At 37.2% G+C, this 1,431-nt stretch carries 2 protein-coding genes; both read left to right on the top strand.

Translation table 11 applies throughout. The annotated features are described in order from the left end of the window. Positions 1-382: 382 nt before the first annotated feature. Positions 383-1,213 (top strand): amidohydrolase family protein, encoded by an 831-nt coding sequence (locus AC5YCE_RS15550; protein WP_496172614.1) that lies wholly within the window; start codon positions 383-385, stop codon positions 1,211-1,213. A gap of 50 nt (positions 1,214-1,263) precedes the next feature. After that, a partial coding sequence (locus tag AC5YCE_RS15545; protein ID WP_496172613.1) for a helix-turn-helix domain-containing protein occupies positions 1,264-1,431 on the top strand: 168 nt, incomplete at its 3' end.

Below are 1,431 nucleotides of genomic sequence, written 5' to 3'. Positions count from 1 at the left end.
ACAGTTCACACGTTTTGGATTTATGCTGTGATTCTTTATAAAACTGCATGACTTTTTCGCGTAAATCGACAGAATATGTTTTTGGCATGATCCTAAATCTTAGTGTTTTTTCTATTGTAGCTCATATTGGATTTTTAGCTATAGTGCGGCTCTTAAAAATAAAGTGTATATATGGATTGATATTACTCAATGATCTAAATATAAACATAAGCTTAGGTGCTCAAGTGAATTTAAAAAAACCATACTCTCAGTCGTTTTAGGAGCAGCATTTTTCTCAAATACTGTTCACGCTGCTGATATTATTATCAAAAATGCGAATGTTTTTGATGGCACAGGCTCTGATCTGATTAAAAATGCACATGTCATCATTGATGATGGAAAAGTGAAAGCGGTTCAAACAGGAAGAATAAAAGAGAAAGCGGATCAGGTAATTGATGCTCAAGGGCGAACCGTCATGCCGGGTCTTATCAACAGTCACCTTCATCTTTTTTGGAATTTTTATGATTTACCCTCAAAAATGCCTGCAACAAATGATGCACAAGCAGAAGCTTTCATCCATGGAGAATTGTCTGAGCGATTGCGTGGTCATTTAGAACAGGGGATTACTTCAATCTTATCGCCTATTGATTTCTTGCCTTATATTGATCAAGTAAAGAAGAAAGTTGAGTCAGGGGAAATTTCAGGACCCCGTGTATTTATGGCAGGTCCTGTACTCCTTCACTCGGGTGATTATTATGCTTGTGGTGGTCTAACAGGTGAAGAACTCAAATGGTGTGATGAGCATGTACGTTTACCCATTGATACGCCTGAACAAGCCAGAGCATCGATCAAAAAATTGGTCGGATACAATACCGATGTCGTGGTTTATGATGGTGTGACCAACGTCAAAGACTTTAATCAAGAGACTTTGAAAGTGATTGTTAAAGAAGCACATCAGCATAATTTAAAAGTGCTAGTACACAATGCTGATGCTAAAAATGTGCCTGCCATGATTGACGCAGGTGTTGATGTGTTTATTCATCCGCCATCAATCACGAAAGATATGGATGGAAAATACTTAAATATATTGGGTGAGAAAAAGATACCGATTGCCATCACCTTGGGCTTTCTTGATCGCTATATCGGTTTAGGCTTTGCTAGCGAAAAAGATAAAAATGATTATGACATTTTAAAAAATAATGTTCAGGTGATGTTGAAAGCAGGTGCATTATAGCTAAGAATCCAATATGAGCTACAATAGAAAAAACACTAAGATTTAGGATCATGCCAAAAACATATTCTGTCGATCTACGCGAAAAAGTCATGCAGTTTTATAAAGAATCACAGCATAAATCCAAAACGTGTGAACTGTTTAATATTGCAAGAACGACCCTAGATGATTGGATCCTACTCGAACAGCAGACTGGTCAGCTCAAACAGCCTAAACCTCAA

The sequence above is a fragment of the Acinetobacter sp. CY79 genome, from assembly GCF_059515845.1.
This window is presented reverse-complemented; position numbering and strand designations above follow the sequence as displayed.